The organism is Bacillus sp. K2I17 (assembly GCF_002209985.1).
GTDB lineage: Bacteria > Bacillota > Bacilli > Bacillales > Bacillaceae_G > Bacillus_A > Bacillus_A wiedmannii.
This window is the reverse complement of the sequence record NZ_NJGF01000010.1, coordinates 36,665-60,758: the sequence shown is the minus strand read 5'-3', so window position 1 is coordinate 60,758 and position 24,094 is coordinate 36,665. Positions and strand designations below refer to the sequence as shown.

Annotated in this window: 19 protein-coding genes; 6 read left to right on the top strand and 13 right to left on the bottom strand. The window is 35.1% G+C overall.

All coding sequences use genetic code 11. The features are described 5' to 3' along the window. Positions 1 to 55: 55 nt before the first annotated feature. A complete protein-coding gene (gene gloA2 / locus CER22_RS14000; RefSeq protein ID WP_088608958.1) occupies positions 56 to 442 on the bottom strand; it encodes an SMU1112c/YaeR family gloxylase I-like metalloprotein in 387 nt (128 codons plus the stop codon). Positions 443 to 533: 91 nt separating this feature from the next. On the opposite strand from gloA2, the gene CER22_RS13995 reads away from it, so the two are divergent. The 3 genes from CER22_RS13995 to CER22_RS13985 all read left to right on the top strand — a co-directional run bounded on the left by CER22_RS13995 (position 534) and on the right by CER22_RS13985 (position 4,411). Further along, positions 534 to 1,712 (top strand): NupC/NupG family nucleoside CNT transporter, encoded by a 1,179-nt coding sequence (locus CER22_RS13995; protein WP_088121265.1) that lies wholly within the window; start codon positions 534 to 536, stop codon positions 1,710 to 1,712. Positions 1,713 to 1,897: 185 nt separating this feature from the next. Continuing rightward, entirely contained in the window at positions 1,898 to 2,914 is a 1,017-nt protein-coding gene (locus CER22_RS13990) for an LCP family protein (protein WP_306426494.1), read from the top strand. 234 nt (positions 2,915 to 3,148) lie between these two features. Beyond that, positions 3,149 to 4,411: a VanW family protein gene (locus tag CER22_RS13985; RefSeq protein WP_088608956.1), complete on the top strand. Its 1,263-nt coding sequence runs from the start codon at positions 3,149 to 3,151 to the stop codon at positions 4,409 to 4,411. Positions 4,412 to 4,450: 39 nt separating this feature from the next. On the opposite strand, the gene CER22_RS13980 is transcribed toward CER22_RS13985, so the two are convergent. Both CER22_RS13980 and CER22_RS13975 read right to left on the bottom strand, forming a co-directional pair. Beyond that, positions 4,451 to 4,723, bottom strand: a complete 273-nt coding sequence (locus CER22_RS13980; RefSeq protein WP_087983406.1) for a hypothetical protein — start codon at positions 4,721 to 4,723, stop codon at positions 4,451 to 4,453. A gap of 15 nt (positions 4,724 to 4,738) precedes the next feature. Next, positions 4,739 to 5,257: an RNase A-like domain-containing lipoprotein gene (locus tag CER22_RS13975; RefSeq protein WP_064477118.1), complete on the bottom strand. Its 519-nt coding sequence runs from the start codon at positions 5,255 to 5,257 to the stop codon at positions 4,739 to 4,741. Between the two features lie 397 nt (positions 5,258 to 5,654). Between CER22_RS13975 and CER22_RS13970 the strand changes: the two genes are divergently transcribed. Next, entirely contained in the window at positions 5,655 to 6,203 is a 549-nt protein-coding gene (locus CER22_RS13970; RefSeq protein WP_088121262.1) for a TVP38/TMEM64 family protein, read from the top strand. 63 nt (positions 6,204 to 6,266) lie between these two features. Here the strand turns inward: CER22_RS13970 and CER22_RS13965 are convergent, their stop codons facing one another. The 3 genes from CER22_RS13965 to CER22_RS13960 all read right to left on the bottom strand — a co-directional run bounded on the left by CER22_RS13965 (position 6,267) and on the right by CER22_RS13960 (position 9,534). Continuing rightward, positions 6,267 to 7,967 carry a M4 family metallopeptidase gene (locus CER22_RS13965; RefSeq protein WP_088061807.1) on the bottom strand — a complete coding sequence of 567 codons (1,701 nt, stop codon included), beginning with the start codon at positions 7,965 to 7,967 and terminating at the stop codon, positions 6,267 to 6,269. Positions 7,968 to 8,134: 167 nt separating this feature from the next. After that, positions 8,135 to 8,260: an NprX family peptide pheromone gene (locus CER22_RS32550; RefSeq protein ID WP_131933998.1), complete on the bottom strand. Its 126-nt coding sequence runs from the start codon at positions 8,258 to 8,260 to the stop codon at positions 8,135 to 8,137. A gap of 2 nt (positions 8,261 to 8,262) precedes the next feature. Then, entirely contained in the window at positions 8,263 to 9,534 is a 1,272-nt protein-coding gene (locus CER22_RS13960; RefSeq protein WP_088061805.1) for a helix-turn-helix domain-containing protein, read from the bottom strand. A gap of 199 nt (positions 9,535 to 9,733) precedes the next feature. Here CER22_RS13960 and CER22_RS13955 point away from each other — a divergent pair, with 199 nt between their 5' ends. Beyond that, positions 9,734 to 11,197 carry a nicotinate phosphoribosyltransferase gene (locus tag CER22_RS13955; RefSeq protein WP_048541651.1) on the top strand — a complete coding sequence of 488 codons (1,464 nt, stop codon included), beginning with the start codon at positions 9,734 to 9,736 and terminating at the stop codon, positions 11,195 to 11,197. A gap of 202 nt (positions 11,198 to 11,399) precedes the next feature. Here the strand turns inward: CER22_RS13955 and CER22_RS13950 are convergent, their stop codons facing one another. From CER22_RS13950 to fdhF, 7 genes are all read right to left on the bottom strand, one after another. Beyond that, positions 11,400 to 13,766 (bottom strand): heavy metal translocating P-type ATPase, encoded by a 2,367-nt coding sequence (locus CER22_RS13950; RefSeq protein ID WP_048541649.1) that lies wholly within the window; start codon positions 13,764 to 13,766, stop codon positions 11,400 to 11,402. A gap of 23 nt (positions 13,767 to 13,789) precedes the next feature. Beyond that, positions 13,790 to 14,167: an ArsR/SmtB family transcription factor gene (locus CER22_RS13945; RefSeq protein WP_000918377.1), complete on the bottom strand. Its 378-nt coding sequence runs from the start codon at positions 14,165 to 14,167 to the stop codon at positions 13,790 to 13,792. A 255-nt stretch (positions 14,168 to 14,422) separates the two neighbouring features. Then, positions 14,423 to 15,838, bottom strand: coding sequence for an amino acid permease (locus CER22_RS13940; RefSeq protein ID WP_048541647.1), 1,416 nt, complete (start codon positions 15,836 to 15,838; stop codon positions 14,423 to 14,425). A 103-nt stretch (positions 15,839 to 15,941) separates the two neighbouring features. Further along, entirely contained in the window at positions 15,942 to 17,075 is a 1,134-nt protein-coding gene (gene ald / locus CER22_RS13935) for an alanine dehydrogenase (RefSeq protein WP_088061799.1), read from the bottom strand. A 369-nt stretch (positions 17,076 to 17,444) separates the two neighbouring features. Continuing rightward, complete coding sequence (locus CER22_RS13930) at positions 17,445 to 19,316, bottom strand: glycerophosphoryl diester phosphodiesterase membrane domain-containing protein (protein WP_088061797.1); 1,872 nt, start codon at positions 19,314 to 19,316, stop codon at positions 17,445 to 17,447. Positions 19,317 to 19,471: 155 nt separating this feature from the next. Beyond that, complete coding sequence (locus CER22_RS13925) at positions 19,472 to 19,954, bottom strand: DUF1641 domain-containing protein (protein WP_048541641.1); 483 nt, start codon at positions 19,952 to 19,954, stop codon at positions 19,472 to 19,474. 12 nt (positions 19,955 to 19,966) lie between these two features. After that, on the bottom strand, positions 19,967 to 22,903 hold the full coding sequence (gene fdhF / locus CER22_RS13920; protein ID WP_088608955.1) for a formate dehydrogenase subunit alpha: 2,937 nt from the start codon (positions 22,901 to 22,903) through the stop codon (positions 19,967 to 19,969). A 299-nt stretch (positions 22,904 to 23,202) separates the two neighbouring features. Between fdhF and fdhD the strand changes: the two genes are divergently transcribed. Then, positions 23,203 to 24,009 carry a formate dehydrogenase accessory sulfurtransferase FdhD gene (gene fdhD, locus CER22_RS13915; RefSeq protein ID WP_088608954.1) on the top strand — a complete coding sequence of 269 codons (807 nt, stop codon included), beginning with the start codon at positions 23,203 to 23,205 and terminating at the stop codon, positions 24,007 to 24,009. Positions 24,010 to 24,094 lie beyond the last annotated feature (85 nt).

Genomic DNA, 24,094 nt, shown 5'->3' with positions numbered 1-24,094 from the left:
TTCACTTTAGTTTCTTCATTTATTTGAAAGCAACCCTATATAAAATTCACCAATTTCAAGCCTCATACAATTCTAAAGGCAAGCCATCAGGATCTTGGAAAAAGACAAATTTTTTATCCGTAATTTCATCCATACGTATCGCTTCAGTCTCCACACCGCATTGTTTTAAATGGTTTACAGCTTCTTCTATATTTGTAACAGCAAATGCTAAATGTCTAAGTCCAGCTGCTTCTGGAAAATTCGGGCGCTCAGGTGGACTAGGAAATGAAAATAATTCAATTTGATACTCTTCCCCTACACATAAATCTAACTTATAAGAATCTCGTTCTTTTCTATATACTTCATTTATCGCTTTAAAACCTAATATCCGAGTATAAAAATCCTTTGACAGTTCATAATTCGAACAAATAATTGCAACGTGGTGCACTCTACATATATTCATGCTCTCTCTATTCCTTTCTTTACCAAAGATGCATATTCTCCCTTGAAATGAAAAACATATATAGCAGAATATCTCTTTTAGGGGGCTCACTATGAAATTTATTACTTTTTTCGTGGGACTTATCGTTGTTTTCTTCCTTGCTTATATTGCTAGCAACAATAAGAAACATATTAAATTTAAACCAATTTTCATCATGCTTATTATACAGTTGATTTTAACCTATTTATTATTAAATACAGAAATCGGCCTCATACTTATTCGGGTCATTTCCAGTCTGTTTACAAAGCTACTCGAGTATGCTGCTGATGGTATAAACTTTGTATTTGGCGGTCTTGCCAATAAAGGTGAAATGTCATTTTTCCTTACTGTATTATTACCAATTGTCTTCATTTCCGTCTTAATTGGTATACTACAACATTTCAAAATACTACCATTTTTTATTCATTGGATCGGTTACTTCCTTAGCAAAATAAATGGTCTTGGGAAATTAGAATCTTACAACGCTATCGCCTCTGCCATTGTCGGCCAATCAGAAGTTTTTATTACAGTTAAAAAGCAATTAGCTCAAATTCCAAAACACCGTCTTTATACACTTTGTGCTTCTGCCATGTCAACCGTATCTATGTCTATCGTAGGTGCCTATATGACAATGATTGAGCCTAAATATGTAGTAACCGCACTCGTTCTCAATTTATTTAGTGGTTTTATTATCATACTCATCATCAATCCTTACGACGTGAAAGATGACGAAGATATTTTAGAAATTAAAGGCGAAAAGCAAAGCTTTTTTGAAATGCTTGGAGAATACATTCTAGATGGCTTTCGCGTAGCCATCGTTGTCGGCGCTATGCTCATCGGATTCGTCGCATTAATTAGCTGCATTAATGACCTATTCCTCATTATATTCGGCATTACTTTCCAGCAATTAATCGGCTACGTATTTGCGCCTGTTGCATTCCTTATCGGTGTACCAAGTTCTGAAATTGTCACAGCTGGTAGCATTATGGCAACGAAGCTTGTAACGAATGAATTTGTGGCAATGATGGACCTTAGTAAACTTTCTAATAGCCTTTCTCCCCGTACAGTGGGTATCATTTCTGTTTTCCTCGTTTCTTTTGCCAACTTTTCTTCTATCGGCATTATTTCAGGTGCAGTAAAAGGGTTAAACGAAGAACAAGGAAACGTCGTTGCCAGATTTGGCCTTAAATTACTATATGGAGCTACTCTCGTTAGCATTTTATCTGCAATTATCGTAAGCATTATGTTGTAATTAGGTAAAATTTTATCATTTTCTTATCCCTATCTTTTGTATACAATAACGAATAGGTGTCTTATAAATAATCAAGACATCTATTTTTTATACATGTACAATCGCTTTTATTTAGCGTACAATATTTTTTATGTGTTTGAATGCGCTTCTAGATGTATACACTTTGATAGTTTTAAAGGAGAAAAATGATGAAATCCGATATGAACAAAGACACCCGAGCCAAAAACGGACGCTCAAAGAAAAAACGCCTACTTTGGTTCCTTCTTATTCCATTACTGATTATAGCACTTGGAGCAGGGGGCTACTCCTTCCATATATACAGTAAAGCAAAGTCTGTATTAAGTAATGCCTATTCTGAACTGGGCCGCGGGGATAAATCCAGCAAACGTGAAAAAGCTGTGAAACCTATGACTGACAACATTTCCGTACTTATTATGGGTGTTGATGAAAGTGATATTAGGGACAAGAGTTATGGAAAAGCAACTCGTACGGATGCGCTATTACTTGCAACAATTAATAAAAACGATAAATCTGTTAAACTTGTGAGTATTCCACGTGACTCACGTGTCTACATTAAATCACGTGATAAATACGATAAAATTACACATGCGCACGTATTCGGTGGTGTGGACAGCACAATTGATACAGTAGAGAACTTTTTAGATGTTCCAGTTGATTACTATGTAAAATTCAACTTTAAATCATTTATCAAGATTGTCGATTCTCTTGGTGGTATTACTGTCGATGTTCCGGTTGAGTTTACAGAACAAAATAGTAAAGACGAAGCAGATGCAATTCACCTCAAAAAAGGACGTCAACATTTAAATGGAGAAGAGGCATTAGCACTAGCTAGAACTCGTCATATCGATAGTGATTATATGCGCGGTCAACGACAACAGCTTGTTTTAGAAGCTATTGCTGCAAAAGTACTATCTCTTAATTCCATTAATAAAATCGGTGGCCTATTAGACGCTGTCGATAAAGACTTAAAAACAAATTTAACTTTTGATGATATGATGACAATTGCCAAAAATTCAATGGATTCCAATTTAAAAATGGACAAAATGCAAGTAGAAGGTACTGATAAATATATAGGTGGTATTTATTATTACGTTCCAAATGAAAAAAGCGTCAATAATATTTCGACAACACTACAAGAACATCTCGGTGTTACGAATAAAAATGAACATAAAAAATTATAATAAAAAGGCTGCTAGATCTTTCTAGACAGCCTTTTTATTATAATTTTCAACATATTTCTCGTGCATATTGTGACAAAAAGAGACAATTATTACAACAGTGTAACATTTTTTATAAAAACATTACACGCATAGTGGAAATAATAGTATACTAGTACGTACATAATGTTATTTTCATCATTTTTATACAAAAAATGTAATACATATATTTATACAAAAATTTCTGGGGGGAAATAAATGAAGCTAAGTAAAATACTGATCGGTTCTGCAATTACTGGAGGCATATTACTTTGTGTAGGCGGTGTTGGTGGATATCAATATGTATCCAAACTAAATAATCAATTAGATACTACTGCATTACCAAATACTACATTTGAAGGTATTTCTCTCGATGGAAAAAATAAAAAAGATATTCAAGCAATTATTAATCAAAAGGTAACTGAATTAGATCAAAAATCTCTTACCTACATATTCCAAAATGATAAACAAACGTACACATGGAAAGATTTGGGGGTAAATTATAAGGAAAAAGATATTATCGACAAAATCTTTAAAGAACAAGAAGGAAACGCAATGAATCGTTACCAAATGCGGAAGCAGGCCGAAAACGGTGAATTAAAACGTGACTACAAATTAACAGCTCAATTAAATACAACTGCTTATGAAAGCTTTATGAAGGATAAATATAATGACACATTAAAAAATCCTGTTAATGCAGAATTAAGTGTTGAAGGCTCTACAGTAAATATTAGCCAAAGTCAAAATGGAGAAAAAATTGATAAAGGAAAATTAACTGATTTAACGCAGCAGGCCATTACTTCTGGCTCATCGGACGTTACATTACCAGTTACACTCTTAAAACCTGAGCGTTCTACAGAAGATATACAGAAAATGGGGATTAAAGAAGTAATTGCTGAATATTCAACTCCAATGGCTGGTCGGAATGGAAACCAGTCCTATAACGTAAATAAGTCAGCTAATACTTTAAGTGGAGTTATTGTCGCACCTGATGAAACGTTTAGTTTTAATGGCCGTGTTGGCGTAACGGATGCTGCCCATGGTTATAAATCCGCAGCAGTATTTTCACAGGGTAAAGTTATACAAAGTGCAGGCGGAGGCGTTTGCCAAGTTAGTAGCACTTTATATAGCGCAGCTTTAAGAGCAGATTTAGGAATTGTTTCTCGAAGCAATCATTCTATGCCCGTAAATTATTTACCACTTGGGCAAGATGCAGCAGTGGCAGATTATGGTCCTGATTTAAAATTTAAAAACAATACAGGCAATCATATTTATATTCAAGCATTTTCAAATGGCGGTAGTATTACTACTCGCATTTTTGGTACAAATACTGGTAAAAATGTTGAAGTTTCTTCTCAAGTAGTTAGTAGAACTGGTGATAAAATAACAGCGGTTACGTATAAAAAAGTAACACAAAACGGTGAAGTAGTATCAAATGGACAAATTTCAAAAAGCGTATATAAAAGTGCCCCAACACAATGAGACACCATCAAATTGGCAAACAAAAAAGGCGTGATCTATTCACGCCTTTTTCTTTTGCAATAATAGTAAAAAAGCTTCAAGATGGTCTTTCGTTTCTTCTAAAGACCACATGCGATTTCCTTGCTTCGCAGCTAATACACACGCCTCTTCCCAAGCGTTTTTTTTCTTCATATATAATAATTCATTGCGTAATTTCAAAACAATTTCTTCATCTTCTTGCTCTATAAACTCTTCCATCACGCCTACTATTTCATCCTCATGGATACTTAACGTACAATACGATTTGAGAAAATATTGTAATGTCGTATACATATTTACTCCCCCTTCTTATTTATCAGATGGATAAGAAGTAATGATCTTATATCCTAAATCTCCTGACTTATCTCTCGCCAAAACAGTAACAGTTTTTACTAACTTGTCTTTTACATTCATATTTTTCTTTATTACCGTTTTTCCAACTGGGAATGAATGAGTTGTATTTAATACGAGACGAGCCTCTTTAGAATTTTTTAACCAATCTTGAATTTCCTTATCATGCTGCTTCAAACTATCTTTTACAGCTTTCGTCGCTGTTTCCTTATCATAGTATGTACTTGCCGCTGATACTTTATCTGTCTTCAAGCGATTCTTCAAATCCTCTTCTGATTTTCCTACATGTCTTTCAATCGTATGACCATTTTTAGGTGGCCCTTCCATTTCATCTAAAATATTATCACTAATTTTTTCTACTGATGTCGATTGATTCCCTGTTTGTTTCTCTGTTTTTTGTTCTTTTCCTGCACATCCACTTAAGATCAGCATTAATGCCAATAAACTACTCAAGAGAAGACTACTTATTCGTTTCATAATATCACCTCTTCCATGATTATTATCGTAACTTCACTAAAAGTCAATTTCACAACGAAAAAACATATACATTTTTAAAATTCCTCATCAATTTTGCCATATTACCACCCTAGTTTCATCAAACTACTATTTTGGACCCTCTCCGAAATATACCCCTATGTTTTTATAATTATTTCCCAGATTAAACCACCCCTAAAATAGCTAAACATCCCCTTTAAAAACAGAGTTTTTTGGTGATTTTATAAAAAATAAAATATACCCCTAATTTTATATACCTAATACCCATATAAGGTATATCGATGGTGTTTTATCAACTTTTTCTACATTATGTAAATTTGTGCTTGCCTACACAATGGAAATATGGTGTAATGCAAAAAAAGATAAAGGATTTTAAACAATGGCTGAAACAATTCAAAACTTCTTAACAGACTATTATTCAATCGCAATTCCACTTAGTATCTTAATTAACGTCATCATCAGTCTTTTAGGTTTTATCCCTAGTATTTTTTTGACCGCTATTAACATACAGCTCTTTGGTGTAACAAACGGGACCATTATTTCGATCGCAGGTGAGGCATTAGGGGCTATTATCTCGTTTTATATTTATCGTATAGGCCTTCAGAAATTCACTCACAACAAAGCAAATAAGTATCCAAAGGTAGAACGCCTACTTTATGTAGAAGGTAGAGAGGCCTTTCTACTCGTTCTATCGTTTCGATTCATACCTTTCATCCCATCAAGTATCGTTACTTTATTTGCCGCTCTAGGCAAAATGTCATTACTCTCTTTCAGTATTGCCAGCACAATAGGTAAAATACCGGCTTTGTTAATCGAAGTATATTCTGCCTATCATGTCATGAATGGAACGAATGAAGCGAAGTGGATTGTAACAATAGCGGGTTGTGTTGGATTGTTTTATTTGTGGAAAAAATGGAGAAAAAAATAAAGAAGGAGCATAGGCTCCTTCTTTATTTTTGAAGTATTTTATTAATAATACTCTCTTAAACCCTTAGTTTACACCAACAGCACTAAATGATTGCTTCACTGCTGCTACTTCCGCAGAAGTCGCACCATATAAATCAGCTGCAGCTTGTACTGCACCAGCACGAGCTTGGCTAAATGTAGTAGATTGCGTGAAATATTGTGTATTTGCACGGTAATAAATTGCACCTAACTTATCTTTACCAATACCAGTTACAGTTACACCAGAATGTGTACCACCATTTGCTAATAAATAAGCTTGTTTGTTAATGATACCACTGTTCGTATGAACTCCACCGTTATCACTTGAACCAGTGTAACGCTTAGAATAATGATCTGGATCACCATATTTCGCCGGATCACTCATAGAGCGAAGTGCGTCTCCTGCTTTACCAGGCGTGTAAATATCTTCACCAATCTCCCAATCTGGATTACGGTTATCATAGAACTCTACTAATGTACCAAAGATATCAGAAATTGCTTCATTTAATGCTCCTGATTCATTTTGATAAATTAAATTCGAGCTATTTTCCGTAACCGCATGCGTTAATTCATGACCAATTACATCAATCCCACCAGATAATGAAGTAAACGTTACACCATCACCATCTCCGTATACCATTTGTGATCCGTTCCAGAATGCATTATTATAATTACTTCCGTAATGAACTGTTGATTTTAACGGCGCTCCTGCATCATTAATAGAATTTCTATTAAATGTAGCTTTATAGTAATCATATGTTTTACCTGCATAGTAATGAGCATCTACCGCTGCTGCATCATACGCTGCATTGAAAACATTATCTGCATCTGCCCATAATGTTCCTGGTAATGTTGAACGATTTTTCGCATCATATGTGAAAATCGTTGCCCCGCGTGTATTATCTTGTAAGTAGTAAGATGATCCAGATAACGTTGTATTAAGCGATTTCGTATCTCCTAATACCCCTTTACCAGTTCCTACTTTATTTGTTCCTGTTACAGGCTTTACAACTGCTTTTGCATCTTGCTTAGGAGCCTCTTGTTTAACTGGTGACTTATCATCATTCGTCACATGATCGATTGTATTAAACTTATTTAATACTTTACCGCTTTCTGCTTCAATGAAATAGTAGTAGTTTCCTGGGCTTGGATCTAAGAAGTTTAGATTTACAACGTATGCATATGTTGTTTCTTCACCATTTTGATATACATATAAGTCCGCTTTTGGTTCTACCTCATACTTAGGTGTAACACCTAAATCTTTTTGCGCAATTTCAATTGCTTTTGCGCCCTCGATCTTATTTTTATTCTTCAACTTTTCTTTTTTGTCTAAATCAGGTGCAACTGTTCCAGACAATACTTTTAAAGAACCATCTTTACTTACATGAGCTACTTGAGTAGAACCCCATACAGGTACTCCTTCGTATACTTGTTGCATACGTACTACTGTTGAATCAGTTACAGCATCTTTTTTCACTTGTTTTACTTTGAAAGAATCTTGCGCACTCTTTTCCCCTAACTTATAATCACCTTTTGCTGCGTTTAAGTAATCAAACACAACAGATTCTGCTTTCTTACCAGTCGCTCCAGTTAGATCACCAGAAATAAACTCTGGTGACTGTACTGTCTCATTGTACTTCTTCGTAGAGAGCACATTTTTAGAATCTGCAAATGCAGAGCCTGTCCCTCCAAACGTTGTAACTGCCATTCCTGCCGCTAACACTAACGCTAAACTTTTCTTTTTCATGAATCTTCCCCCTAATAAATTATTTTTTGAAAAAGAGTAGTTTTATCGTAGCACTATGTTTCCACTATTAATATACTAAAAATTCAAATAATTATTTTCTCAAGTTTTGTAGAATTTTGAGGAACAAATATTGAAAAAACCCCTTTCCGATTGGAAAGGGGTTTTTATTAAGAATTTATTACTTCTATTAGTTCTTTAGCTTGACCATACATATCTCCAGTCCAAGCATATTGAGGTTCTAACACTACTAATATAGCCACTAATGCTAGTGCACCAAAAATCATTTTCTTCATATTCATCTTCCTCCCTTTTCTTCTAATAAATTAATAGTTAGTCTATAATACCGATTACTTTCTTGGAATTCTAATACTTCTTCATGATATTTTGCTAATTCTAAATATACCTTTTTTAAATCTTTTTTATTTTCCTCTTGCTTAAAAAATGTTAAAGCTTCTGTTTCTAAAAACTTTTTATACACCCCCTTCTCTTCAAAATATTTATATTGAAGTATTAAAAGTGTATATAACATACTTTTATACTTCTCATCTCTTTTCGCAACTTCTATCCCTTTATTAATCCACTCTTTTACTTCTTCAAATTCCTTCAATTCAATACATTGCAATGCAATCTCATATACAGCATCAATATAATCTAAATCTTCTTCCTTCTTGTATTGTAAACATTGTAAATAATACTCTTTCGCTTTTGCATAATCCTTTAAATGGTAATGTAAATACCCCATGTTATTTAGAGCAATCGCTGTTATGTTATCTTTATCCGCAAAAGAATTAGCCTCTCTTAAAATATTTCTATAAATTCCTAAAGCTTCGTTATATTGTTTTTTCTGTATATAACTTAACCCTATCAATAACTGGCAATTAATCACATGACGAAATTTATATTCATTCTTAAAGCCTTCCATAGCTAAATGAGCAAAATGTAAAGCCATATGTTCTATTTCTAATTCATTATAAACAAGAGCTAAATTATAATAGATTCCAGTTTCATAATAGCCTTGTTCTTTCGCCATCACTTCAGTTTGAACTAAATAATCTAAGGCCGTTTTATATTTATGCTGTAAAAAATAATATAGACCTTTACTATACGTATATAATAATTTCTGAAATGGCGAATACTTTTTGTACATCTTTTTTAATCTCTCTAATTCTTCTTCAACAGCCAGAAAATCTCGTTTCATAATTAAATAACGCGTATACAGCAGTTTATAATAATTTATAATTTCAAAATCCAAAACATGCTTCATTTCACCTTGCAACTCTTCATATATGCGTTCTACTTGCGGCTTGTCCAAATGAACTAGTGCATTCAACCATTCATCTAGCTTCCCCTTCACATCTTCTTCTACATCTCTCAAATCCGTCACGGCAATTTCTAACCTTGTGCAGAGCAATTGTAGAATTTCTTCTGATGCCTCGATCTTTCCATTTTCGATTTTACTTAAGTATGAGACAGAACAAATGCCCTGACATAATTCTTCTTGTGTCATTTTTTGCTGTAGCCGTTTATAAAAGACTTGTTTGCCTATTTTTTCTAATGTTTGTTGCATTGTCCTCCTCCATTCTCATTACCCCCATTACTCTAATAATACATAAAATCTTGAGAAATATAAATTGATAAATGTTAATTTTCTAAAAAATATGCATTATTTCATTTTTTTCCCTCTTGACTACACTTTCATATCCATTCTTTGCTACGAGCGATGAAAAATTGGTATACTATAACCAAATTATGGAGGTGTTTTCGCGATGACTTATTATAAAGACGATAGCTATGCCTTACATACAGATTTATATCAAATTAATATGGCTTATACATATTGGAAAGATGGTATTCATAATCGCCGCTCGGTGTTTGATTTATACTTTCGAAAGCTTCCATTCGAGAACGGTTATGCTGTTTTTGCTGGCCTTGAAAAGATTGTAGAGTACATAGAAAACTTCAGCTTTACCGAAAGCGATATCGCTTATTTAGCAGAATTACAATTTGAAGAAGAATTCCTTCATTATTTACAAAATATGAAATTCACTGGGACCGTTCGAAGTATGCAAGAAGGTGAAGTTGTATTTAATAACGAGCCTTTATTACGTGTTGATGCACCGCTCGGCGAAGCACAAATTATTGAAACTGCCCTGTTAAACATTGTGAATTACCAAACATTAATTGCAACAAAAGCTGCTCGTATGAAGCACGCTGCAAATAATGATGAACTTTTAGAATTTGGTACAAGACGTGCCCACGAGTTTGATGCAGCTCTTTGGGGCACACGAGCTGCCTTTATTGGTGGTTTCTCATCTACGAGTAACGTACGAGCTGGGAAGCGCTTCGGAATACCTGTAGCAGGCACACACGCTCACTCTTTCGTTCAAGCGTATCGCGATGAATATGTCGCGTTTAAGAAATACGCTGAAACTCATAAAAAATGTGTCTTTCTCGTTGATACATACGACACTTTAAAATCAGGTGTTCCAAATGCGATTCGCGTCGCGAAAGAGTTTGGGGATCGTATCGATTTTTATGGAATTCGCCTTGATAGTGGTGATATGGCTTATTTATCTAAAAAGGCAAGAAAACTACTAGATGAAGCTGGGTTTACAAACACAAAAATTATTGCTTCTAGCGATTTAGATGAATACACAATTATGCACTTGAAATCTCAAGGCGCAAAAATTGATGTATGGGGCGTTGGAACAAAATTAATTACGTCCTTTGAACAACCAGCGTTAGGGGCTGTCTATAAACTAGTTGCGATTGAAGATACTGATGGAAAGTTAAATGATACAATTAAAATTTCATCTAACCCTGAAAAAATTACCACTCCAGGACTGAAACGAATTTATCGCATTATCAATCGAGTTAACGATCATGCAGAAGGCGATTATATTGCATTAGATTCTGAAGAGCCAGGAAAAGAAGAACGTTTAAAAATGTTTCATCCTGTTCACACGTATATAAGTAAATTTGTAACAAACTTTGAAGCACGCGAACTGCATAAAGACATTTTCATTAACGGCGAAAGAACATATGAACTACCAGGTATATTAGATATTCAAAAATATAATGAACAGAGTCTCGCACTATTTTGGGAAGAATATATGCGAACTTTAAATCCCGAAGAGTACCCTGTCGATTTAAGTCAAGAATGTTGGGATCATAAAATGAATTACATTCAAACTGTTCGAGAACAAGTTGAAAAAAATATACAAAAATAAAACAGAGAAGCTTTTCCTTCTCTGTTTTTTCAATACGATATGTATCTTTGTGGAAAATATATTAAAATAGTACGACAAATATTTTTTATTTGTAAATTTTAATATTACGTTATTTATTTACAAAATAATATTTGTTATTATTTTATTGAGGCAATTTCAACAAAATAACCTAAAAAAGAGGACGCAGGTTGCGTCCTCTTTTTTATAAATCTTTCACTCGTAGTACACGCATTGCATTTAACACTGCAAGTAGTGTCACACCAACATCTGAGAAGACAGCTTCCCACATTGTTGCAATACCAAAAGCACCAAGTAATAAAACTAATCCTTTTACCCCTAATGCAAAGATGATATTCTGCCATACAATGCGTCGTGTGCGTTTTGCAATATTTAAGGCTGTTGCAATTTTTGAAGGCTCATCAGTCATAATAACAATGTCTGCCGCCTCAATCGCTGCATCTGATCCTAAACCACCCATCGCAATACCAACATCTGCTCTTGCTAATACCGGTGTGTCATTAATACCATCACCAACGAAAGCAACTTTTTCTTTTCCGTTCTTCGCCGCATCAATTTTTTCAATCTCTTCGACTTTTTGTTGCGGTAATAGTTCTGCGTGAACTTCATCTAAACCTAATTCTTTACCAACAGCTTCACCAACGGATTTTGCATCACCCGTTAACATGACTGTCTTCTTAATACCTAGTTCTTTTAATTTTTGAATTGCTTGTTTTGAATCTTCTTTTACCTCATCAGAGATAACGATATAACCTGCATATTCCCCATCTACAGCAACGTGAACTAATGTACCTACCGTTTCTGGTTGCTTAAATGTAATGTTTTCTTTTTTCATTAATTTAGCATTACCTGCAAAAATTTCTTTTCCTTGTACTTTTACGACTGTACCGTGACCAGAAATTTCGCTATACTCATCGATTATTTTTTCATCAATTGATTTTCCGTATGCTTTTCGAATAGATTGTGCAATTGGATGATTAGAATACACTTCAGCAAATGTTGCATACTCTAATAATTCTTCATTCGTAATACCTTCGCTTGGTTCCATTTTTGTAACTTTGAAGACACCTTTTGTTAATGTTCCTGTTTTATCAAAAACAATATATTTCACATCATTTAAAGCTTCTAAATAGTTACTTCCTTTTATTAACACACCACTTTTAGATGCACCACCAATTCCTCCAAAGAATCCAAGAGGAATAGATACAACTAACGCACATGGACAAGAGATTACTAAGAACACTAAAGCTCTATAAATCCATTCTGAGAATGTAGCTCCTTCTAAAATAAGTGGTGGAATAAACGCCATGATCGCTGCTGTAATAACTACAACCGGAGTGTAGTAACGCGCGAACTTCGTAATAAAGTTTTCTGTTGGCGCTTTTTTACTGCTTGCATTTTGAACTAAATCTAAAATTTTTGATACAGTTGATTCACCAAATTCTTTTGTAACTTCAATTGTTAATACGCCATTTTGGTTCACAAAACCACTTAATACATCATTTCCAACTTCGACTTCACGTGGTACAGATTCACCAGTCAATGCTGAAGTATCTACCATTGATGTTCCTTCAACTACTTTTCCGTCTAATGGTACTTTCTCACCAGGCTTCACGATAATATAATCGCCGATTTGTACATCTTCTGGTGATACTTGTTTCGTTTCATTTCCAACCTTCACATTCGCATAATCAGGACGGATATCCATTAATGAAGTAATTGACTTTCGGGAGCGATTGACCGCAATACTTTGGAATAGTTCCCCTACTTGATAGAATAGCATTACCGCAACAGCTTCTGAATATTGTTGAATCGCAAAAGCTCCTAGTGTTGCAATTGCCATTAAGAAGTTCTCATCGAACACTTGGCCGCGAGTTATGTTTCTTACCGCTCTCCAAACGATATCTCCGCCTATTAATAAATACGCAAGGACGAATAACGGAATTGTTATCATTTGTGGTAAGCCAGCTAATGCAGCAATTGCTGTCAAAATTCCGCCGACCACTAATCGTCCTACCATCTTTTTCACATTTGCTTCACCATGGTCGTGACTATGTCCGTGGTCATGACCACCTTTTTCTTCACGAACAACTTTTACATCTGGTTCTAACTTTTGAACGACATTTGTTATATTTGCTATAGTCGCTTCTAATTCTCTTTTATTCGCTACTTCAACTCTTAATTTCTTTGATACGAAATCAACAGTTGCTGCTGAAACAGTGGGCATTTCTTTCACTTTATTTTCAATCTTCATCGCACAGTTTGCGCAATCTAAACCTTCTAATATAAATACTTCTTTCGCTACTTTTGTGTTGTTTTCTTCTTGTACTTTAATGTGCGGTTCTAATTTTGTAACGAGTTGTTTTGCTTCTGTAACAACTTCGCTTTCTTTATTTTGTGCTGTTTCTAAAACCATTGTTTTTGTCGCGAAATTTACAGAACAAGAATTTACTCCTTCTATATTCCCAACGCCTTTTTCAATTTTCATTGCACAGTTCGCACAATCTAAACCTTCTAACACCAGTTTCTTTTTCACTAATGCTTCAGCCATCGTTCTCCCTCCTCGCGTTCTTTTTATTCTTCCTCGTTTACGTGTTCAAACGCTTGCTCGAAGATATGAATTACGTGCTGGTCAGCTAACGAATAATAAACGACCTTTCCTTCTTTACGATTCTTTACAAGTTTCGCTTGCTTTAACACACGAAGCTGATGTGAAATAGATGATTGTGTCATTCCTAATAAATACGCTAAATCACACACACACATTTCTGCTTCAAATAACGCATGTAATATTCTCGTACGTGTACGATCACCTAATACTTTAAATAGTTCTGCTACTTTACTTAAACTTTCATCAGTTGGAATTGTTTGTTTTACTTGATCAACAACTTCTTCATGAATTATCGTTTGAGAACATGTCTCTTGTGGTGTTTCTACTTTATTTCCAGCCATTATAGCTCACCTCTTCATTTGAACATATGAACAATCATTCATATATCTTATACTCTTATTATATGAGCGTCCATTCATATGTGTCAATGAAATCTCATACATTTTTCCGAACATTTTGTTCATATTTTAATAAGGCTTACACATATTTTCCACATCCATTACATTCTCATACAAAAAAGGATGTACATTTTGCACAAAAGAAAAAAGCCTTGCGCGCTCCCTAGACGCACAAGGCTTACTATACTTATATCCCTTTTAATTAGCTTGTTCTAAATTATCCTGCGAACTTCCATCGTCTTTTAAATGACTATGTTTTTTCGAATAAACAAAGTATACAACTACTCCGATTGCTAACCAAACACCGAAGTATATCCATGTTTTTAATGGTAAATTTACCATTAAGAATAGACAACATGCAACTGAAATAATCGGTAAGATCGGTACAAGTGGTACCATAAATCCACGTTGTAATTTCGGATGCGTTTTACGAAGAATGATAACAGTTACACCAACCATGGCGAATGTTAATAACGCTCCAATATTCGCTAAATTCGACAATTCTTTTAAATCGATAAATCCAGCAATTAAAGCACTACCAATTCCTGTTAACCAAACTGAAAATGTTGGAGCTTCAGTCTTCTTGTTAATTTTCGCGAAAGATTTTGGCAATAAACCGTCACGGCTCATTGCGAAGAATACACGAGTTGTTGCATAAATGTAAGCGAAAATTACAGCCATAATTCCGATTACAGCTCCAATAGCAATTACACCAGCCACTTTATCTTGTCCTACAACTTCTAACACATATGCCATAGCTTCAGGTACATCTAATTCCTTATAAGAAACCATACCTGTCATAACGAGACAAACTACAACATAAATGATTGTACAAATAACTAACGAAGCAATAATACCAATCGGTAGATCACGTTGCGGATTTTTTACTTCTTCAGCAGAAGTTGCTAATGCATCAAATCCTAAGAAAGCAAAGAATACTGCTGCTCCTCCGGCGAAAACTCCACTTATGCCGTACGGTGCAAATGGTATCCAGTTTTCTGGTTTCACGTAGAATACACCAACTGCAATGAATAAAACAACAATACCAATTTTAATTAATACCATTATGTTATTCACACGCTTACTTTCTTTCGTACCTCGTGATAATAACCAAGTTATCACCAACGTAACGATAATTGCGGGTAAGTTCACCATACCACCTTGCGATGGAATCGTTAACAAGGCTTTAGGAATTTCAAGTCCTAATCCACTAACTAAGTTATTGAAATAACCCGTCCATCCGCCAGCTACTGCGGCAGTTGTTACGACATATACGGATAACAATGTCCATCCCATTAAATGGGCAACAAACTCACCAATTGTTGCATATGAATATGTGTACACACTACCTGAAACAGGAAGTGTAGATGCAACTTCTGCATAACATAATGCTGCAAACCCACAAACAATTGCTGCAATCATGAATGAAAAAATAACTGCTGGACCAGCATCTCTTGCTGCTACTAATCCTGTTAATACTAGAACTCCTGTACCGATTATCGCACCAATCCCTAGCATTGTTAGGTCGAATGCCCCTAGCGTTTTCGTTAAAGTTTTACTTTTACTTTCCCCTAACAATTGCGTAACGGATTTCTTTTTAAATAGGTTGGCCACGATGTATGCCCCCTTTTGCCAAGAAGAGCTAAGAGATCTTCACTCTTAGCTCTTATCATGTTGGTTTATATATTGTTCGATTTTGTTTTGTATAATGCTTCTATTAGCAAGATACTGTTTCTGCTTCTAATAATTCTTTAGCACCTTTGTACTCTACACCGTGAGCTTCTGCAACTGCTTCGAATGTTACATAGCCGTCTAATGTGTTAATACCTTTTAGTAATGCAGAGTTGCCTAGGCAAGCTTCTTTATAGCCTTTGTTAGCAATTTGTACTGCATATGGTACTGTTACGTTTGTTAATGCAAGAGTTGATGTACGTGGAACCGCACCTGGCATGTTTGCAACTGCATAATGAACAACGCCGTGTTTTTCGTAAGTTGGGTTATCATGAGTTGTAATACGGTCAGTTGTTTCGAAAATACCACCTTGGTCAATCGCGATATCTACAACAACAGAACCTGGTTCCATTGATTGAATCATTTCTTCTGTTACAAGTTTTGGCGCTTTTGCACCTGGGATTAATACTGCACCGATTACAAGATCAGACTCTTTTACAGCTTCTGCAATATTGTAAGGATTAGACATTAAAGTTTTTACTTGGTTTCCGAAAATGTCATCTAATTGACGAAGACGTTCTGCACTTAAGTCGATGATTGTTACATCCGCACCTAGTCCAACTGCAATTTTAGCAGCATTTGTACCAGCTTGTCCACCACCGATGATTGTTACTTTACCACGTTTAACCCCTGGAACACCTGCAAGTAAGATACCTTTACCGCCTTTGTTTTTCTCAAGGAATTGTGCACCAATTTGTGCAGCCATACGACCAGCTACTTCACTCATAGGTGCAAGTAATGGTAGAGAACGGTTTTCTAATTGTACTGTTTCATATGCAATAGAAACAACTTTCTTTTCGATTAATGCTTTTGTTAATTCTGGTTCTGGAGCTAAGTGTAAGTATGTGAATAAGATTAAACCTTCGCTGAAGTGTTTGTATTCGCTTTCAACTGGTTCCTTAACTTTCATAACCATTTCCATGTTCCAAGCTTCTTCAGCCGTATCAACAATTTTTGCTCCCGCTTCAACATACTGAGCATCTGTGAAACCAGATCCTAGACCTGCACCCTTTTGAATGAATACTTCGTGATTGTTACGAATTAAATGTACAACACCTGCTGGTGTCATTGCCACACGGTTTTCGTTGTTTTTAATTTCTGCTGGTACCCCAATACGCATAATGAAATGCCCCCTTATAATTAACAGAAAAAAGAAAGTCTTTTTTCTTTTTGTAATAATTAATAACTTATGTCCTTATTCTAGCATAACTTAAAAGTTATGAAAACGCTAACATATCATTTTTTAAAAGTTTATATATTTAGAATAGTGTAAATATAAGAAACATTGATTCTATTAGCATCTTCGCTCCATTTCATTATCTATCACTCTATTTTTATTATACTCCCTAAAAATAAGCAGTATTCACTTATTATTCGACAATAATGTAACAATGTAAGAAACCCGAGTGATTCCGTATACATATACAGTTAATAATTTGTACAATACTTTAGGGATATATTCTTTTCATAAAAAAACAGCTGCAAGCATTTAGCCAGCAGCTGGATAACTTATAAATAACTTGGAAAATAAATCATCTGTTGTTTCACTAATTTTATCAAACAGATCACTTTCTTCCGCTTCTTGCTCTTTTAACATCTTAATTGTTTCACGTGCATCTTCAGGATAATCGGTAATGATTCCATCTACGTTTAATTTATAATATCCCTTTAAACTTTCCATATCATTTACCGTCCATACGTAAATCGGCTTGTTTAACTTTCTTGCTTCTTTTACTAATTTCTTATTTAACATGTATTCTTCTGCTACATAAAAATCAGCCTTCACATTCTTTAAGTTGGCTCTACTTGCATACAGTATATATCCTACTTTTATATTTGGATTTGCACGTTTAAACTCTTTAATAAGCGGATAGTGTAGCGTTTGAATGACACATTGTTTCTCAAATTCATTATCTTTAATCACTTTTAATACTTTGTTTACGAAATCTTTTTCGCCACCATGAAGCTTCACTTCAATATTAAGTTTGATTTTGTTCTTTGACAGCTTAATGATCTCATCAAGTGTACTGATTTGTCCTGACAATCCGTCTTGACTAAGAGTAAGCTGCCTTAACTCATCCATCGTTAAATCTGACACATGAACATTAGCATTAGCAAGACGCTTTAGCTTCAAATCATGTATAACTGCTAGTTCACCGTCTTTCGTTTGCAGTACATCAATTTCAGCGTAGTCTGCTTTCGCATCAATAGCCCCCTGCACAGCTTCTTTCGTATTCTCTACACCTTTTGAAATATAACCACGATGCGCCATAATAATTGGTTCTTTATATGTGTTTGTAATAAAGGTCACAATGAAAGCAACAACCATTCCAGCAGTAATAATTCCTACAATATATACGCCAATAAATTTCCAACGATGTTTTTGGAAGAAACATTTATCTGCTTTCGTTTTCGAATAATCTAATCCTTCTTCTAATAAAACATCTTCGACCGCAACCTTTTGTAAATACAATCTTGTTAACGCCATAATATAAAACGGCGTCATAATAAAGCTAAATAGGTACAATGTACTTGTTAAGAAGACTGAAATAGTTGACTCTGCTAGTAGTGCAAATGTCCCTTCTGGGTTCGTAAATTCATACACTCCCCACAGACAAAGTAAATAAATTCCTACACATAAAAGAAAGACGATTCCTACAGATATGAAAAAACCTACTAAAAAGAACAATACTTTAAAGAAGCTTTCTTTTACTAAGTTCGCACTTTTTCGTGCTGCCGTACGGAACGGCTTCTTCTCTAAAACGATAATAGGTAAAACAAAAATCCAACGAAGATTTAAATAGGCAACTACAGCAAAGAAAGTATAATATCCAACTTGCCCCATTGTTGTCTTAAATAGTTCACCTGTAATAAAATTAGGAATTTGAATTTCAGGAATCAATGCAGATTTATATCCCATACTTAATAGTGGTAATAGTACAACTGCATACAAAACAAATCCGGGTAAGCAATATGTAAACAGGGAAGGTAAATACGTTACTGTTTTATACAAAATTGGACGTAGTCTCACCTTTTGCCTTTTATGAGCGAAGTACGAAATGATAATAAGTACTGCAAACTCTGTAAATATAAGAAACAATGCCAATATAGATAAAATTAAAATCGCCAAAATCCCGTATGGTGTTTTCAAAAATGCTAATAACTCATCATTTGTTGCGTTTGCATACCCACCAAAGTACAACAACTTATTGAAAATAATACCGAAAAGTGGGATAAACACAATCGCTGCTAACAATTTATAAGCAAGTTGGAATGTTAACACATTCCAAAAAGCAAATCTAACAGTTTGAAAGGAATGTCTCATTACTCCTGGTATAGATAGTCTTTTACGGTGTTGCATATATTCCTCCATATTCTAAAACGATATTTGAGATGGATTCCATATTTCCATTTCTAATCCATCTTTTTAATAATAATATATTCCGCTTAACATGAACACTCTTATACATACAATGAAAAAAGTGATGGCTACGTCCCATCACTTTTTCATTTACCCTATTTTTTCTCTAATCCTTGCCCAAATGCTTTCAAGAAGCTAAAACCGAATGTAATGGCTCTATTGATATCTGGATCTTTTAACACTTTAAAGAAATCCATCACTTTTGTTTTTTTACCACTATTTAATTCATCTGTTGCAAATTGCAATCCAGTAACTAAACTCGATGTGATTTGCTTCGTTACTTCTGGGTCAACTGCAGATAGCGCTTCCCCCGCCCCCATCATATTGTTGAGTGCATTTTTAACGGGTTCACGATTTAATTGCTCCACAGCGATTTTTGAAACATCTTCCTTCGCAGCAAGTAAACTAATCGCTGCATCTAATATCCCAGCCTTCTGCAACTGTGCTAAAAGCTGCATCGTTTCTTCTACTGCTTCACGATTATTAGATAGCTCATGTAGAAGTTCATCTGCTAATTGCTGTTTCTGTTCTTCCTCTGTTACAACTTTCTTTTTAATTAACGTAATTTCTTTCGCCACTATCTCCGCCCCCTAGTCCACAAGTGATACGTATTGTTTTCTTTGCCACTTTTGCTCGATTTCAACACCATTTTGCGGATTACGCTTTTTATCTCGCGGGTTTGAAGATGGTAACGGACGATTTCCTTTTTCACGTAACACACGCATTTTCACCATCGTTTGTTTATATGCTGGTGTACACGTATAAAGGTCTGTTGCCGTCCCAGTTAAAATATTGATTGCCTCTTCATTTACTGTTGCATGCATTGGTAAATATAGCTCTTTCCCCGTTACACGATCAGTAATAAGCGCTTGTACTTTAATTTTCCCAAATGGTGATGCTAATTCTACAAGACCACCATCTTTTACATTGCGCTCTATAGCGAGTTCAGGTGAAATTTCAACGAATACTTCAGATACTTTAGATAAAATACCAGCCGACTTATTCGTCATATTCCCTTCATGGAAATGTTCTAGCATACGACCATTATTTAAAAGTAAATCATACTCATCTGGCGCTACAACCGGTGGTACCCATTCATCTAATGATAAACGAGCAAGTTTATCTGGGAAGTTAAATCCATCTACATATAATAGCGGTGTATCGCTACCATCATGACTACCCCAACATAAACTATTCCATCCTTCTAGACGGTCATACGTCGCTTGAGAGTATAACGGTGCAAGTGATGCGATTTCGTCCATAATTTCACTTGGACTTTCGTAATTCCAATCCCCGCCCAGTGCACGAGCAACTTTTTGCAAAATCCACCAGTCTGGTTTGGAATCACCAAGCGGTTTCAATACTTCATATAATCTTTGAATACGGCGCTCTGTATTCGTAAACGTTCCTTCTTTTTCTAAGCTTGGTGCTGCCGGTAAAATAACATCAGCAAAACGAGCTGTTTTTGATAAGAACATATCTTGAACAACGAGGAAGTCTAAATTTGATAAAATATGTTGCACATGGTTCGCATTTGAATCGACTAAAGCCATTTCTTCACCCATGACATACATACCGCGTAGTTTTCCTTCTTCCGCTGCAAGTAACATTGCAATATTATTTAATCCTGGTGCTTTCGGAATAGTTGTACCGTATGCTTTTTCAAATTTCGCACGAAGCGTATCATCTGATACTGCTTGATAACCAGGAAGCCAGTTTGGTAATGTTGCCATATCACAAGCACCTTGTACGTTATTATGCCCTCTTAATGGGTATGCACCTGCACCAGGACGACGATAGTTACCCGTAACAAGTAGTAAATTTGAAATTGCTGCTGATGTCGTACTTCCTCCTGTATTTTGAGTTACACCCATTCCCCAAAGTATACAAGTACCATCTGCTTCATATACCATACGGGCCATTTCTTTTAACTGAGCTTTAGAAATCCCTGTAATTTCTTCTGTGTAATCAAGCGTATACTTTTCTAACATTTTGCTATATTCATCAAAGTTCTTCACATTTTCAGCTAAAAACTTTTTATCGTGCCAATCTTGATCAATAATATATTTCGTAATACCTGCAAGCCATACGTAATCCGTTCCTTGGCGCGGATGAATAAATAGATCCGCACGCTCTGCCATTTCATGTTTACGAAGGTCTGCTACAATCAGTTTTTGCTCGTGTAATTTATGAGCACGTTTTACTCTCGTAGCAAGTACAGGATGTCCTTCTGTTGGATTCGCACCAACGATAATAACAAGGCCTGCTTCAGCTATATCTTTCACTGTTCCAGCATCCCCGCCCATACCGACAGTTTTAAATAAACCGTCTGTCGCTGGAGATTGACAATAACGAGAACAGTTGTCCACATTATTCGTTCCATATATTTGTCGGGCTAGTTTTTGCATAAGGTAATTTTCTTCATTCGTTACTTTCGATGAAGAAATGAATCCAAATGCGTCGCTGCCATATTGAGATTTAATATGCTGCATATTAGAAGCAACAACTTCTAATGCTTCTTCCCATGAAGCTTCAACAAACATATCTCCTTGGCGAATTAATGGCTTCGTAATTCGATCTTCACTATTTACAAAGTCCCATCCAAATTTACCTTTTACACATGTGGAAATACCATTAACAGGTGCATCTGAAACAGGTTGCACTTTTAATATATGGCGATCTTTTGTCCATACTTCAAAGGAACAACCGACACCACAAAATGTACAAACTGTTTTTGTTTTATTAACTTTCGTCTTACGCATCGCAGCCTCTACTTCTGAAACCGCTAAAATACTACTATATCCAGGCTCTACATCCTTTACAAAATCAATCATTGGATCTAACACATCTGGTTTTAATCCAGTCATGAACCCAGCTTCACCTAGCATTGTTTTTTCCATTAACGCATTACATGGACATACTGTTACACACTGCCCACAACTTACACAAGATGAGTCATTTATGCTTACACCATGATCCCATATAACACGTGGACGATCTAAGTTCCAGTCTATCGATATAGTTTCATTAACCTGTAAGTTTTGACATACTTCTACACACTGTCCACAAGCAATACATTGATTTGGATCATACCGATAAAACGGATGTGACATATCCACTTCACAAGCACTTACTTTCGGCTCATACGGATATTTCTGTTCTTCAATTCCCATCATATGTACCGTGTTATGGACTTTACAGTTACCATTATTGTTATCACAAACGGTACAATACAATAAATGATTCTCTAATATTCGATCCATTGCCTCAGTCTGTGCCTCTTTTGCACGCTGGGACTGTCTTTCAATATGCATACCGTTCTCTAATTTTGTTGAACAAGCACGTAATAACTTCCCATTTACTTCTACAATACACGTATCACAAGTTTGAATTGGATCTACTTCTGGTACATGACAAATTTGAGGATGTTCCAAATTACTCTCGTTAAATAATTGTAGTATCGTCTTTTCACCCGATGTGGAAAAGTCTTTACCATCCACGGTTACATGGACTGTCTGTTCTGCCATAGTTTCCCCTCTCCTTACAACCAACTGTACAACACAATTATGAATCCGTTTTCAAAATCGCATTACTGTACATATTTTTGAACGCTCTGTCCGAATACTTTTCTTATGAAGTCGATTCTAGATGTTATAAGGTATAACTACGAAAGCTTGAAAATATCACTATTCTACAGTTCTATTATATCGTACATATACAATAATAACCAAAATAATCTGTGATTTCCTTGCTAATAGGTGTTTTTATTTCCCCATTGTTTTATGATAAATATGGGAGAGACATACATATAAAAGGGGAATTAAATATGGGGCCTACGCAAGAGACTTATACAATTGTACGCTATCAATCTGGTACATTTTCAAAACAACTGGATGAGATTGTTACAGAATCTCCTATTACTATTAAATTAAATGGTGAAGAATATGTAACAGTTGTATGCACACCAAATTATATTGAAGATATGGTAATTGGTTTTTTAATTTCTGAAGGAATTATTGCTTCCTATAAAGATGTTGAAGAACTATGGGTGCAAAAAGATAACGGAATTGTCCATGTAACATCATCAAAAGTAAATCCACTCTATCAAACTTTATATAATAAACGATACATCACTTCTTGCTGTGGAAAAGGTAGACAAGGTTTTATTTTCGTTAACGATGCAGCAAAAGCAAAAGATTTACATGATATACATGTAAAAATTACTCCTGAAGAATGCTTTCACTTAATGAATACTTTACAACAATCTTCCACTACCTTTCGCCAAACCGGTGGGGTTCACAATACCGCGCTATGTGATCGAAACAATATCCTCCTATCAAGAATGGATATTGGAAGACATAATGCATTAGATAAAATATATGGTCATTGTTTACGCAACGATATATCCGTTAAAGGAAAAATCATCGCATTTAGCGGGCGTATTTCATCCGAAATTTTACTCAAAGTTTCAAAAATCGGATGTGAAATGGTTCTATCTAAATCCGCTCCAACAAAATTAGCATTACAACTTGCTCACGATTTAGGCATTACAGTCGTAGGATTTATTAGAAATGAATCTTGCAATATTTACACACATCCACATCGAATTGATGGTTATCAATCGAATAACTAAAATAACTCCTCGGTTGAGGAGTTATTTTAGTTATAAAAATGTAATATATTAAAGGCTTGAATAGTTAATGAAGTTAATATATAAT